The following is a 13,256-nucleotide window of genomic DNA, read 5'->3' on the forward strand; positions in this document are numbered from 1 at the left end:
TGCTTAGGCCTCCTCTTCGTGGAAAATAATGCCATTCTCCTCTAATTCCTCCAGCACCGGATCATAGATCTCAGGCAGGATGGGAATATGCAGGCCTTTCAGGCTGATCTTGCCCAGCAGGATGAGTTTGGCGGCAATGCCAAGCGGCAAACCCACTGTTTTTGCCATTGAAGTCCGCAGCTGGTTGTCGCCCTTTACGATCAGACAGCTCTTCACCTGGTGCTGACTGTCATTGATCAGGTAATCGAATTCATGCAGCATCACGATCATGTCTTTGTCCTGCGGCTGCAACACCAGTTTCTGTTCCAGCGCAAACTGCATTACATCGGCAGCAGTGCATTGCCCTTTGTTGATAAGTGTGGTGTGATCATCCAGACCGAGGAACTGCAATTGCTCCAGGAAAGCATCCCCGTTATGGAGTTGCTGGATAGCGGCCGTATGTCCATGCTGCTCAAAATGTGCTTTGAAGAAGGCGGCGAGTGAGAGGGTATCGGTGTTGTAAGTAATGGTTTCGTCAGTGAGATTGAGTGCCACGATCCTGTTCCAGCCTGCATTGAAGGCCGGATATCTTAACGTAGTGCGAAGGAATGTGGAAGATGTATCCAATCCATACACCGGGATATAACTCAGCGAGTCGCGGTTGGCATACCAGGCGAGTTGCCCGAGGCCCGGCACTGTTAGGGTATTGTTTTCATTGAAGAGTTGCTGATAGGGGACCTGAACGGATTGTCCGTTTTCCCTGAAAATGGCACCAGCCTTGCCTGCCATTACCACATTGCGTGGATTCCAGCTGATCTTATAATGCCAGGGATTATTATCACTCTCTGGAGCAACCAGTCCACCGCAATGGGATTTGAATGAAATGATATTTCCACCTTTGGCACGGATGCGGGCAATCAGCTGCATCGCGCTCATATGATCGATGCCGGGATCGAGGCCCATCTCACACAGGAACAATAATCCTTTGGCGGCGATCTCATCTTTCAAGGCTCCGGTCTTTTCATCTACATAAGAAGCAGTAAGCAGGTTCTTACCGAACTGCAGACAATCCTTCGCCACCAGGAAATGCAGGGATGGCGGCAGCAGGGAGATGACGATATCCGCCGATTGTACCAGTTCCTGCCTGGCATCATCCTGCGTTACATCGATGGCAACAGGCCTGGCGTGCGGAGCACCGGCCAGTTTTGAAGAGGCCAGTTCCAGGTTGCCATCAACTACGGTAAGTGTCCACTGATGCGCGGCGGTTTCCTTTAACAGGTAATCGATCAGGCATGTAGCAGATTTACCTGCGCCAAAAACAAGGATATGCTTCATAGTGGCGCAAGATAACAAAATCGGGAATAGGGGGAAGCGGGCAATTGTTGGGAAAGGCGGCAGGGAAGGATAGACAGAAATTGCGCTGTTGACAGCCGCCGGTAGCAGATTTACTGTTGAAGAGTGATCACACCGATATCGGTAGTCTGGCGGTCCTGCACCAGCACTTCCACATCGCGGTCCTTAAGCGGAGAACGGGCATGGATCTTCAGTGTCCAGGTGCCTGGTTTCAGGCTACAGGTGAAAGTACCATTGTCGGAATAAATCCTGGTACTGTCTTTACCCTGAATAGCCCAGATATTCTTTGCACCGTATCCTGGCTGAACGCTTCCGGTTACCGATGCATGTTGCATGGCGCGGAAAGCATGTAAACTGGCCACCGCAATGATGATTGCTATCAGCGTGGCAAGAGTATTCTTCATGGCATACGTGTTTTAATTAAAGAAGAATAAACTATTCATTCACAGGCAAAAGTACTGTAGGCAGGGCTCTGTCGGGGTGATTTTAATGTGTTTTTAATTCCGGATCAGGGTGTTCGGGTAGTGCGCAGCGTTAGCGCGGAGGGGATAACGGGAAGGAATAAACGAACTTAGAATCCGGCGCGGGCAATCCCCAGCGCTCTTGAATTTATTTTAGTGACTACATAATCTATCGATACGCCCCGGCTGGTTCGCGGAGCTTCCAGGGTTTTCTGTCCGTTTGCAGCAATATCGTTAAAGATCAACCGCTGCACTTTCACTACCCGCCTTTCCGGACCCAGGTATTTTATCTCCAGTTCAATCTGGTCGAGCGGAAATGAACTCGTGTTGGAAATAGTGAAGTAAAGATTGGAGATGCCACCCAGTACGCCCGTCTGGAAAGGACTGGCTGCTACCTGTACCATCTGGAAGATCTTTTCCCTGGCCACGGAGATGTCTGCTTCCCGTACAGGTTTAGGTTCTTCCTTCTGTGTGATCACGGCCGGCGTTACTTTCATGGTCACCGGTTGTTTTTCCTGGTAACTGATGGCGGGTTCCTTCTGCACAATGGTTGGCGGCGGTTCTTTTTCGCGGAGGGCCAGTTGCCGTGAGGGCACCGGTTCCGTCAAACTCTGATCATCGTTTGGAGGCGGCGCTTCTTCATCAGCGAGACTTCCGGACGATGGCTGTGCAGATTCATCCCCTGGCTGCGGCTGCTCCGTATTGCCGGCAGCGCGCTGCGCTTCTCTTTCCTGCAGACGTAATACCAGTTGGTCCAGTGCCTGCTGGCTGGCAGAAGCGCTTTTGCTGTAAGTGAGCGCCATTCCGATTACGATCCCGCCCAGTAAGAGGCATACTGCCACGATGCTGCGCATGAGAAAGCGGTGTTTCCTGCCGGAAGCATTCATGGCGATCACAGGAGTGCTGTGCAGCTCCTGATCTGTATTTACAGGTTTTGAAAACGGTACAGGTTGGGATACCGGTTTGGCAGCTTTTTGGGACGCAGCCGGCTGCTTATCAGAGACTACTGATACCGGTTTGGGGCCATACTGCTCTTCCAGTGATTTGTGCGCTGCCTGCTTTTTGGCGGCTGTTTCCTCTGCAGCCTTCTGAACAGAGCGGGCCAGTGCTTCGGCCCGGGCTTCCAGAGCTTTGACGGCTTCTTCGGAAACGGCGGCAGATTCTGCGCTTTCAGCCACTGTAACGGATGTTTGTTCAGGTTTAGCCTGAACAGGTGTCATTTCAACAACCTGCGACGTTGCCCTGGGCTTGAAGCCGGCAGGCAGTGTAACATACACCTTGCCTGTTCCTGCTTGGGGCAATTGAACCACAGGTGGCTGCCCTTTTTCCACAGGAGTAGTAACACTGCTGGCCTGTGCGGCAACCGCGGGTTGCTGAACAGGTTGGATAGCTATGAAAGGAGTTTCTGTAATATGATCTTCTGCGGCAGCCTGCTCTTCTTTGCCGGATTGTTGCTGTGCTGCATGGATGGCATGCTCCTGGGCGGAGCTGCTTCGCTTGTAAAAGCGGTCATAGGGCTGCTCTTCCACCACAGGGGCGTGCGCCTTCAGTTCATCCATCTCACTGGGATAACGCCAGGCTGCGCTCCTGCCTTCAAGCCATACAAGGTCATAGGGCTTGATTCCCTTCTTTACCAGTTCCGCTGCTGTGTAGGGACCGGTCTGTTTGTTATCGCGCAGCAATAAATACTTGTTCATAGATCACCGATAAGCGTGCAAAAAATATGGGTTTACCAAATGGGGATCATGGTGCAAACGCTGGTTGACTGGTTGATTCCACGTAAGGGCTGGGACTGTGGGATATTGGAAGATATTGGAGTTTCAATAAGGTACTTGCAAGTTAACCTATGCCTGAGCCAAATCCAAAAACCAGGCCACGAAAATTATGAAAAGCAAGTTAAAAAACGGGGGTGGGAGAGGGCATCCGGAACCCCTTGAAAATCTGCATAACTTGCCCACATCAGTGGATAAAATAGAAGCGTAAAAACCCGGGGGATTACGCGGTATTACGGCTTGAATTGGATAAATTTGCGCCTTCACGTTCCGCCTTTCGGGCGGCCAAAAAAACGGATCAAAAAATACAGGAAAGCAAGTATGGAAGAGAATCTTATACCACAAGAAACGAATGACCAGAACCGGATCGTTCCTGTCAACATTGAAGAACAGATGAAAACGGCTTATATCGATTACTCCATGAGTGTGATCGTAGGCCGCGCCTTACCTGATGTGCGGGACGGTTTCAAACCGGTACACCGCCGCATTCTGTATGCGATGAATGAACTGGGTTTGCATTACAACAAGCCTCACAAGAAATCAGCCCGTGTGGTTGGTGAAGTGCTGGGTAAGTATCACCCGCACGGTGATAAGTCTGTATACGATGCCATGGTGAGAATGGCCCAGGAGTGGAGCATGCGCTATACGCTGGTAGACGGGCAGGGTAACTTCGGTAGCCAGGATGGTGATGAACCAGCCGCCATGCGTTACACGGAGGTGCGTCTGCAACGCTCCGCTGAAAGTATGCTGATGGATATCGATAAAGAAACAGTGGATTTCCAGCTCAACTTCGATGACTCTCTCGAAGAGCCAACTGTATTGCCTACCCGCTTACCCAACCTGCTCCTCAACGGATCCAGCGGTATCGCGGTAGGTATGGCCACCAATATCATGCCCCATAACCTCACCGAGGTAGTGAATGGCTGTATCGCGTATATTGATAAACGTGATATCACCGTGGAAGAAATGATGGAGCATGTAAAGGCACCCGACTTCCCAACCGGCGGTATCATCTACGGTATGGAAGGCGTGAAAGCCGGTATGTACACCGGAAGAGGCAGGGTAGTGCTCCGTGGCCGTGTACACGTGGATACCAAGAGCAGCGGACGTGAACAGATCATCATTACCGAAGTGCCTTACCAGGTGAACCGAGATAGCCTTTGCGACCGCATCGGCCAGTTGGTGAATGAGAAAGTACTGGAAGGTATCGCCCATATCAACAACGAATCGAACAACAAGGAAGGCACCCGGATTGTAGTGGACCTGAAAAGAGACGCTATCTCCAATGTGGTGATCAACCAGTTGTACAAATTCACCGAACTGCAGACCTCCTACGGTATCAATAACGTGGCATTGGTGAAAGGCCGCCCGCGTACCCTGAGCGTAGTGGAGATCATCACCGAGTTTGTGGAGTTCCGCCACGAAGTGGTGATACGCCGTACCCAATTTGAATTGAAAGAAGCGCAGAAGAAGGCGCATATCCTGCAGGGTTATCTCATTGCCCTGGATCACCTGGACGAAGTGATTGCCCTGATCCGTGCTTCCGCCACACCGGAAATTGCTAAGGAAGGCCTCGTGAATGCAGGATGGGGACTGGACGAAATCCAGGCCAAAGCGATCCTGGAATTACGCCTCCAGCGTTTGACAGGCATGGAGCGCGACAAGATCAAGGAAGAGTACGATGAACTGATGAAGTTGATCAATTATCTCACAGAATTGCTTGGCAATGAAGGCATGAGATATGATGTAATCAAGAATGAGCTCATCGAGGTGAGGGATAAATTCGGTGACGAGCGTAAATCCGAGATCACTTTCCTGGACGATGAAGTGAGCATCAAAGACCTGATCAAAGAAGAAGATGTGGTGATCACCATCTCACATCTCGGTTATATCAAACGTACACCCGCATCCGAATTCCGCGCACAACGCCGCGGCGGCCGTGGTGTACAGGGCGGCAAAACCAGGGAGGAAGATTATATCGAGCACCTCTTTGTGGCCAGCACCCACCATACCATGCTTTTCTTCACAGAAAAAGGAAGGGTATACTGGCTGAATGTTTACCAGATCCCTGAAGGGGAGAAATCGGGTAAGGGCCGCGCTATCCAGAATATGATCCAGATCTCTCCTGACGATAAGGTCCGCGCCATCATCGATGTGAAAGATTTTACCGACAAGGAATATGTGGAAGGTCATAATATCATTCTCTGTACCAAGAAAGGTATCATCAAGAAAACTGCGCTGGAAGACTTCAGCCGTCCGCGTCAAACCGGTGTGAACGCCATCACCATCAATGAAGGGGATGAACTGCTGGAAGCCAGGCTGACCGACGGTAAGAGTGAGATCATGATGGCAGTGAAGAGCGGCAGGGCTATCCGTTTCCCGGAAGATAAAGTAAGAACTACCGGCCGTGGCGCCATTGGTGTAGGCGGCATTGAAGTGGACGACACCAATGATGAAGTGATTGGCATGATATGTGTCAATAGTGGAGATACCAGTCGTACAGTTCTGGTTGTGAGCGAAAAAGGCTACGGAAAGAGAACGCAGATCGAAGAATACCGCATCACCAACCGCGGTGGCAAAGGGGTGAAAACCATCAGCGTTACCGAAAAAACCGGCTCTCTCGTAGGCATCCTGGATGTAACGGAGAAAGAAGACCTGATGATCACCTGTAAAAGTGGTATCATCATCCGTATGCCGGTTTCCGGTATCAGTGAGCTGGGCCGCGCCACACAGGGTGTTAAACTGATCCGCGTTGAAGAAGGCGATGAAATTGCCGCTATCACCAAACTGGATGAATCCGAAGAGGATGAAAATCCGGTAGTTGAAGGACAGGCAGATGGCGCCGAAGGTGCTACATCCACTTCAGAAGTGGCTTCCCCTGAAGCTGGTAATGAAGAAGGCCCTGCAACCGGAGACGGAACAGAAGCATCTGAAGAAGGAACAGAACAATAAAGAGAAAACCGAAAACCTCTTATACTATTAAATAAATAAGCAAACAATGAAAAAAGTATTGCTGTTAGCGTTGCTCGCCGCTCCAGGATTGGGTTTGTATGCGCAGAAGCTGGACAAAGCGAAGGATTATCTGACGAAGAAAAAGCTCACAGAAGCGAAAACTGAGATCGATAATGTGCTGAATATTGAAAAGAACCAGTCTAATCCCGAGGCATGGTACACCAAATCCAAGATTTATGTAGCAGTTGCCAATGATTCCACGCTGCGAGGCTCCGTACCGGATGCACGCGAAACAGCGTTCGAATCCCTGAAGAAATATATGAGCCTGGAAGAAGCCCGTGAAAAGGATTCAACCAAAAGGAATGTGCTCCTGACCATGGACAACAGCCAGCCGCTGCTGGACATGTACTCTGGTTATTCTTCAGCCGGTGCTACTTTCTATAATGCCGGAAATTTCAATGAAGCCCTCAATAATTTCAAGAAATGCCTGGGCATCTTTGAATTCATGGCATCAAAAAAGCTGACCTCCCTGCAACTGGATACCACTACCACGCTGTATGCCGGTATCTCTGCTGAGAAAGCCAGCAAGCCTGATGAAGCAGCTGTTTTCTACGGTAAGATCGCTGATCAGAAAGCAAAAGGTGAAGGTTTCGCTGAACTCTACAAATGGCTGGCCGACTACTACCGTCAGAAAAACGATGTGGAAAAGGCTAAGAAATATGCCCAGTACGGAAGGGAAGTTTATCCCGGAGACGCATTCTGGACCGGCTTTGAGCTGGAACTGATGCGCGAGAAAGGCACCAAGGATGAGCTTTTCAAGAAGTACGACCAGGTGCTTCAGGAAAATCCCAACAACCACCTGTTCCTCTTCAACTATGCAGTGGAAGTTTATCAGGAAGGTTACAACCAGGATGCTACCAAGCGCCCTGCCAATTCAAAAGAACTGATTGCGAAAGCTACAGATCTGATCAAGAAATGCCTGGCCATCGAGCCCAAATATCCCAATGGCAATATGGTTCTCGGACAGATCATCTACAACGAAGGTGTTGATATCAACAACGAGAACAAGGCGATCCGTCCCCAGGGTGGCGTAAAGCTGACTCCTGAGCAACTGAAAAAGAAGGAAGAACTGCGTAGCGCCGTAGTTGCCAAATTCGACGAAGCAGCTCCTTACTTTGAGAATGTTGCCAACACACTGGAAGCTCAGGGCAAACTGAAAATGGATGAGAAAGACATCCTGAAGAACAGCCTTGACCTGCTGATCACCATCAACGAGGAGAAAGTAGCCCAGCTGGAAACCAAAAAGAATGCAGCTGAAGCCAAGAAGAACGCCGCAGAAGTGAAAACGCTTGATGAAGCCATCAAAAAGCTGCAGGACAAGACCAACGATTTCACTGAAAAGTTCAACAACGTAGACAGGAAACACTAGAACTATATAGTGGATAATTTTAATGAGGAAACCCCTGAAGTATCAGGGGTTTTTTCTATATTAGAGTTGTAACCCCGTTTTTGTTTTACCCAAACCTATGCATACCCATGTCAGTTAATTCAAACGATCTGCTGCTGATTCTTTTTGTACTGGTGACGGTTCCCTGTTTCTGTTATTGGATGGGATACCGGAATGGATCGAAGTCTGGCGAATTAAAAGTTTATAAGAAGAATGAAGAAGCGTAAGGAAGGAATTGAATAGTGGGCAGCTCTGAAGTAAAATTTTTGAAGGCTGTACGGCAACGTACAGCCTTTTTTTTTGTTAGCCGGATAATCAAACTTTTCACCATAATTTACATTATGTTAAATAGCAAGCTTATGAAAACCAGCCTCCTACGCAACCTCTTAATTGGCATTTGTGTAATTATTTGATTCTTAATATTTTCCTGAGAAGCTCCTACCGCTGGCGTATTTGCTGGCAGATTTTCTGTAGCTTTTATCAGCAATCTGACGCTTACAGCCGCCCTATTCAGATTTCATTTCTTCTCAGAAACCGTACAAATTGCCTGGGATACGCATTGATATTCTACCGGTTTGGGCCAGATTTCAGCCTGCTTTGCGTGGGCCAATTCTCGTAAACCCGGCTCCGTTGCCTTGGTTTCAGCTGGCCAGCCCCCGGCAAAATCTCATAAATTGAACCACAATTCGCCCAATTACAGCCTACCAATCAATGAAAAAGCCGTCAACAACCTTACAGTTGATCAGCGGCTAAAAGAAACACCGGATTGAAATTTTCAGGCAAATGCAGCCTTACCCTTCCGCCGTTTTCATATGTGCATAAACGTTATATGATTACCTGAAAGCAAAACCATACCAGTTTACCAGCATTAATCCTAGTTGTTAATGATTTGTTTTTGAATAAGATATCGAATTTATCTTAATTAAAATTGAATTCTGTAGAGGATATCCGGGAAGAAACCGATCTGATTCACAGTCCCTATCTTTCCCTGCGCACGGTTGAACCTTTGGATAAAGATGTTTTCCCTCGCCGTTACGTTCTGCAGGTCCAGATAAAAGGTTTGGGAGATCTTCTTTTTGGAGTTATTGAGCCTTACACCAAACCGGAGGTCAGCCCGGAAGTAATCATCAAAGCGCAGCGTATTGAAATTGCGCTCGTCGAGTTTCTCTATCCCGGCGGCAATACTCGCAGGCAGGTCAACCGGTGTATAATACCGGCCTCCTGCAGTGGCTAATTTGAAATCGATAGTGAATGCATTCTTTCCGCCTTTGCCCATTTTCCATTCTTTACCCGCCAGTATATTGCCGACAAGTTTGTTGTTAAACGTTGAATTTCTTTCGATTCCATCACTGCCTTTGTATTTAGCACTAAAGATGGACGCCGTTGTCAACAGGTAAAATCCTTTGCTGAAGAACTTCTCCAGGGTAAGCTCAACACCGGTGTTGGTTCCGGTCCCTTTGCTGACCAAACCGGCCTTGTCCGGGAAGGTAAAGTCGGCGCCCGCATTCAGTATGGAGAACCCACTGGGTGTTGATTCCACGGGCGCGTCATAGATATACTGATAATATGCTTCGGCTTTCAATCGCCAGTCAGGGGCAAAATTCCAGTCGTACCCCAGCACATAATGCTGTGCTTTGGTCAGGTCCAGGTAGCGGTTCGACTGATCATAACTGCCATCCTCTTTCAGTTGCTGGAACAGGTACACGGGTAATGGCTGCTGCTGACTGTGCAGACCGTAACTGAAAGTGATGGTTTTGGAGGGATCGATGGCATAACTGAGCGAAGCCCTTGGCTCAATACTGCCTGTTTCGTTCAGGCCGTAATAAACACCATGCATCCCAGCGTTCAGGCTCAACTTTTCGCTGAAACGATACCTGCCCTGAACAAAGGGTTGGAGCAATAGCGCACTACCATCATAATCCCGGAGCCGGCGCCAGTCCGGAAACTCCTCCCGGCTATCGCGCTTTGTGTTGAGGCGCTGGATCTCTGCCAGTATTCCGCCTCTCATCGTGAAGCGGGTGCTGATCCTGGTATTCAGAAAGCTGGATAAACGGAGGTCGCCGGTGGTTGTTTCCTGCTGACCAATATGTTTCCTTTCTGTCAGTGACTCATTATACTTATACATCTCACCTTCATTATTAGTGTAAGCGTAAGAGAGCACAGAACGGATATAGGATGCAGCCCCGATGTCGATGGTATGTTTCAGCCCGATCACCCCGATCCGGCTCTTGAAATAATTGTCTTCATCCTGGTTGGCGAACATATCTGTGGAGTCAAGGTCCTTCCCGATCATATCGATACTGCTGATCCCACCCATGCCAAAGAGGTTGAACTTGCCCAGCCTGGAGGGAGCAAAATTGAGGTTGAATACAATGTCCTGGTACCTGGGAACAGCTTCTGTACCGATATCGAAACCGATCGACTGACCGATCTGCGCAAAGGAGTACCGGTAGCCCACCAGGAAGGAACTTCCGTTTTTCTTCTTACTCATCGGCCCTTCGATCATGGCTTCTAGGCCCGAAAAAAGGTTGAGCTGAACAGTCTTCTCCACTTTTTCCTTGTTGCCATTACGCAGCGAGAGATCAAAAACGGCTCCCGTAGCATTGCCATACTCGGCGGAGAATGCGCCTGTGTAAAAGTCAGAGTTCTTCAGGGCATTGGTATTGAGGGCGCTGACCGGCCCGCCGGTGGTACCGAGCGTTGAAAAGTGATTGGGGTTCGGGATGGGAACGCCTTCCATCCGCCAGAGAACGGCAGTCGGCGCGTTGCCCCGGACCACGATATCGTTCCGGGAATCATTGGTGGTGGCTACCCCGGCAAAATTGCTCACCAGCCTGGATGGATCATTCCGTCCCCCGGCATAACGGGTCACTTCATCCATGGAAAACGACCGGGCACTGCTGCCGGCAAATTCATTGGCGGCCATTCCTTTACGGGTACGCCTGCTGGTGACCGTTACTTCGGCCAGGGAACTGATCTGCTGTTCGATGGGGATCTCCAGCACCACCTGCTTTCCCGCCGTGATCAGGATCTCCGGAATGGTGATGGACTTGTAACCGATACTGGTAAATGAAAGTTGCTGTCTGCCTAAAGGAATATTATGCAGCACGAACCTTCCGGTTGAATCTGTCCGGGTACCGATACTGCTTCCGGTAAGTTGCACCGATACATTCGGTATGGGCCGCTCCGAGGCTTTGTCGAATACAGTTCCGGAAACTGTTTGAGTGTTGGTTTGGGCTGATACCTCCGGGATGATGAAATTCAGGAAGATAAGCCATAACAATAAGGGGAATCTTTTCATAGCAAAGATGTATTTCTTGGTTTGTGCCCCAAAAATGCTTTGCGGGAAAAGACTGAAAAAGGAAAGTATATCAGTGGCGGAAACGCTGCGACCACCCGGTAGTTTCTGTAGACATCCTACTCCCCGCCTCTTTGTTCAGGTGTGATCCTTCTGAAAAACTCATCACGGTAACTGTCGCTTACGGGTATCACGAAATGTTCGATATAGATCCGGTTCTTTCTTACGGAGCTGATCTTGTCCATTGAGATAATGTACGACTTATGCACCCGCATGAATTGCCTGGCGGGGAGTTTATCGGTGATGGATTTCATGCTCATCCGGGTGATCACCGGTTTCGGTTGCTGGTACAGGTGAATCTTCACGTAGTCCTTCAATCCTTCTATAAAACTGATCTCCCTATACGCAATCTTTACCAGGTTGTATTCAACATTCACGAAGAAATATTCACTGCTATCCACAGATGCAACTGAATGATTTTCATGCAATAAATCAGTTTCTGGTTCAGTTTCACCTGAAGTGATGGCGGATCTGTTTACGCTTACTGGTAACCGTTGCACCGGTTCTTCGATGGCCGGAACATTTGACGCGGAAACCGATGCCGTTTTCAGGGCATGATACGCAGCTGCCTTGTTCACTGCTTTCATGAATCGCTCAAATGGAACAGGCTTCACCAGGTAGTCGAGCACATCCAGTTCAAACCCATCCAATGCATATTTCTTGTATGCCGTTACAAAGATCACCATCGGCCTGTATGAGGCCAGGCTTTCCAGGAACTGCACCCCGGTCAGTCCGGGCATCTGGATATCCAGGAATATGAGATCGATCCGCTCCTTCTGCATCAGGCTCAGTGCTTCGAACGCATTGGAACAGCTTCCCGCCAGATGCAGGAACGGGATCCGGCGGATATTATCCTCCAGCAGGTCAAGCGACAACATCTCATCATCAACTGCCAGGCACCTAAGCATGCATTTGAATTTTTAAACTGGCATTGTAATAAGTTCCATTGGAAGCGAGTTGCAGCGCATGACGGTTGGGGTACAACAGTTTCAGGCGGCGGTCAAGGTTGGTGAGGCCGATACCCGAGGTCTTGTCCCTGGTCTCCGACTGACGGTTGAATTTGTTCTGCACCATCAGCAGCACTTCATCCTTGATCACTTTGAGTTGCACAATGATCTCCGGATCATCGATCATGCCGATACCGTGCTTGAAGGCATTTTCAATCAGCGGTATCAGTAACATGGGCTCAATGGTGAAATCATCCTGCGGTTTGATGGCTTCAAAACTGATGCGTACATGCTGACCAAAACGCAGGGTCTGCAGATCGATATAACTCTGGATATAATCTATTTCCTTGCTGATGCTCACTTTCTCTTCATCCGATTCATAGAGCATATAATGCAGGAGGTTGGAAAGCTCCAGCAGTGCGGGTTCCAGCTTATCCGATTTCTTGCGGGCCAGCGCCACCAGGCTGTTGAGGGTATTGAACATGAAATGAGGGCTTACCTGGGAGCGGAGAAAACCGAGTTCCGTTCTGAGGTTTTCGGATTGAAGCCGCTGCTCCTGCAACACATATATTATAAGAAGGAACGAAGTACCTGCAGCCATAACGGCAATGGATATGAGAAATTTCATGAAGATGCCTGCAATGAAACTGGCGTATTCGGTCTTACCGTCGATCCAGGTATGGATGTATGCACTTGAAATGGCGATAAACATACAAAGCCCTATGACAGTCAGGAGATAAGTTTTGATCTTCCGTTTCAGAAAGAACTTCGGGTACAATACATATATCATGATATAAAACACCCCGATCTGCATGATGGTGAACGGGATTTTACCCAGGGAATAGGTATCGGGCTTCAATCCATCTTTCAAGGGCATCAGCACCAGGGGAATGAGAATGCTGGGTACCCAGAGGATGATATGCATTAATATATTGATCCGCTTATTCGACAACATATATTAAAAGTAATATTTCCCTTTCAGTTACC

At 49.0% G+C, this 13,256-nt stretch carries 9 protein-coding genes; 3 read left to right on the forward strand and 6 right to left on the reverse strand.

Annotation, left to right across the window (positions count from 1 at the left end):
* Positions 1-3: 3 nt before the first annotated feature.
* The 3 genes from ACTHMC_RS25080 to ACTHMC_RS25090 all read right to left on the reverse strand — a co-directional run bounded on the left by ACTHMC_RS25080 (position 4) and on the right by ACTHMC_RS25090 (position 3,490).
* Positions 4-1,314, reverse strand: a complete 1,311-nt coding sequence (locus ACTHMC_RS25080) for a saccharopine dehydrogenase C-terminal domain-containing protein (protein ID WP_440417482.1) — start codon at positions 1,312-1,314, stop codon at positions 4-6.
* Positions 1,315-1,424: 110 nt separating this feature from the next.
* Positions 1,425-1,736, reverse strand: coding sequence for a hypothetical protein (locus ACTHMC_RS25085; RefSeq protein WP_440417484.1), 312 nt, complete (start codon positions 1,734-1,736; stop codon positions 1,425-1,427).
* 167 nt (positions 1,737-1,903) lie between these two features.
* Complete coding sequence (locus ACTHMC_RS25090) at positions 1,904-3,490, reverse strand: hypothetical protein (protein ID WP_440417485.1); 1,587 nt, start codon at positions 3,488-3,490, stop codon at positions 1,904-1,906.
* 396 nt (positions 3,491-3,886) lie between these two features.
* On the opposite strand from ACTHMC_RS25090, the gene gyrA reads away from it, so the two are divergent.
* From gyrA to ACTHMC_RS25105, 3 genes are all read left to right on the forward strand, one after another.
* Entirely contained in the window at positions 3,887-6,517 is a 2,631-nt protein-coding gene (gene gyrA, locus ACTHMC_RS25095; RefSeq protein WP_440417487.1) for a DNA gyrase subunit A, read from the forward strand.
* A 46-nt stretch (positions 6,518-6,563) separates the two neighbouring features.
* The gene (locus ACTHMC_RS25100; protein ID WP_440417489.1) at positions 6,564-7,946 is read left to right on the forward strand and encodes a tetratricopeptide repeat protein; all 1,383 of its coding nucleotides are present in this window, start codon (positions 6,564-6,566) and stop codon (positions 7,944-7,946) included.
* A gap of 107 nt (positions 7,947-8,053) precedes the next feature.
* Positions 8,054-8,191: a hypothetical protein gene (locus ACTHMC_RS25105; protein WP_440417491.1), complete on the forward strand. Its 138-nt coding sequence runs from the start codon at positions 8,054-8,056 to the stop codon at positions 8,189-8,191.
* A 695-nt stretch (positions 8,192-8,886) separates the two neighbouring features.
* Here the strand turns inward: ACTHMC_RS25105 and ACTHMC_RS25110 are convergent.
* The 3 genes from ACTHMC_RS25110 to ACTHMC_RS25120 form a co-directional block, all read right to left on the reverse strand.
* Positions 8,887-11,265: a TonB-dependent receptor gene (locus ACTHMC_RS25110; protein WP_440417492.1), complete on the reverse strand. Its 2,379-nt coding sequence runs from the start codon at positions 11,263-11,265 to the stop codon at positions 8,887-8,889.
* A gap of 116 nt (positions 11,266-11,381) precedes the next feature.
* The gene (locus ACTHMC_RS25115) at positions 11,382-12,230 is read right to left on the reverse strand and encodes a LytR/AlgR family response regulator transcription factor (protein ID WP_440417493.1); all 849 of its coding nucleotides are present in this window, start codon (positions 12,228-12,230) and stop codon (positions 11,382-11,384) included.
* A complete protein-coding gene (locus tag ACTHMC_RS25120) occupies positions 12,223-13,224 on the reverse strand; it encodes a sensor histidine kinase (protein WP_440417495.1) in 1,002 nt (333 codons plus the stop codon). The genes ACTHMC_RS25115 and ACTHMC_RS25120 overlap by 8 nt, the downstream gene beginning before the upstream one ends.
* Between the last annotated feature and the right edge of the window lie 32 nt (positions 13,225-13,256).

This window comes from Pseudobacter sp., from assembly GCF_051955275.1.
Taxonomy (GTDB): domain Bacteria; phylum Bacteroidota; class Bacteroidia; order Chitinophagales; family Chitinophagaceae; genus Pseudobacter.

Bases quoted from the DNA above. Each gene is read 5' to 3' on its own strand.
- ACTHMC_RS25080 (WP_440417482.1), bottom strand. From the start codon at position 1,314: ATGAAGCATATCCTTGTTTTTGGCGCAGGTAAATCTGCTACATGCCTG.
- ACTHMC_RS25085 (WP_440417484.1), bottom strand. From the start codon at position 1,736: ATGAAGAATACTCTTGCCACGCTGATAGCAATCATCATTGCGGTGGCC.
- ACTHMC_RS25090 (WP_440417485.1), bottom strand. From the start codon at position 3,490: ATGAACAAGTATTTATTGCTGCGCGATAACAAACAGACCGGTCCCTAC.
- gyrA (WP_440417487.1), top strand. From the start codon at position 3,887: ATGGAAGAGAATCTTATACCACAAGAAACGAATGACCAGAACCGGATC.
- ACTHMC_RS25100 (WP_440417489.1), top strand. From the start codon at position 6,564: ATGAAAAAAGTATTGCTGTTAGCGTTGCTCGCCGCTCCAGGATTGGGT.
- ACTHMC_RS25105 (WP_440417491.1), top strand. From the start codon at position 8,054: ATGTCAGTTAATTCAAACGATCTGCTGCTGATTCTTTTTGTACTGGTG.
- ACTHMC_RS25110 (WP_440417492.1), bottom strand. From the start codon at position 11,265: ATGAAAAGATTCCCCTTATTGTTATGGCTTATCTTCCTGAATTTCATC.
- ACTHMC_RS25115 (WP_440417493.1), bottom strand. From the start codon at position 12,230: ATGCTTAGGTGCCTGGCAGTTGATGATGAGATGTTGTCGCTTGACCTG.
- ACTHMC_RS25120 (WP_440417495.1), bottom strand. From the start codon at position 13,224: ATGTTGTCGAATAAGCGGATCAATATATTAATGCATATCATCCTCTGG.